Origin of the sequence: Planktothrix tepida PCC 9214, from assembly GCF_900009145.1 — a bacterium.
GTDB classification, from domain to species: domain Bacteria; phylum Cyanobacteriota; class Cyanobacteriia; order Cyanobacteriales; family Microcoleaceae; genus Planktothrix; species Planktothrix tepida.
Genome location: NZ_LN889804.1, coordinates 1 through 526 on the forward strand (window position 1 = coordinate 1; position 526 = coordinate 526).

General features: G+C 33.1%; 1 protein-coding gene. It reads right to left on the reverse strand.

Features of this window, described 5'->3' with window-relative positions; translation table 11 throughout:
- Positions 1–526: 3'-5' exonuclease (locus PL9214_RS19610; protein WP_072720472.1), on the reverse strand; the 526-nt coding region annotated here is incomplete at both ends.

Here is a 526-nt window from a genome sequence, read left to right on the forward strand (position 1 = left end):
TGTGCCAATATGTACTCCATTCTCCATACCACTGAGCATGAATCTCCATTAAGCATTCACTCCGATCTGATAATTTGAAAGATGGTAATTTATGAATGTTTCGGCAATAGTTTAAAATTGATATATCAAACTGACGATTCCAAATCAAAACTTTTTTATCCTTTAAGACTTCAACAATTGTAGAATGAACTTCAGAGAATGAGGGAGAATCAGCTACCATTTCATTCGTAATCCCATGTATTTTTATGACTTCTGGAGGAATTAGTATTCTAGGCTTTACCAAAGTATTCAAAAGAGTTTTACCATCTAAATCAATAATAGCAATTTCTACAATTTCAGCTTCATTTAATCCTGTAGTCTCTGTATCTAAGATAACATATTGGTTTTTATTTTCTAAATAATTCTTAGCAGTTTTAACAGCATCAACTCTATCAATTTCTAATTTGCCCCAGGACTCGTACCATTCTCGATAACGTCGAATTTTCCCTTGCTTTTCCCGTTGCTTTGCTAGATTCTCAAGCTGTTT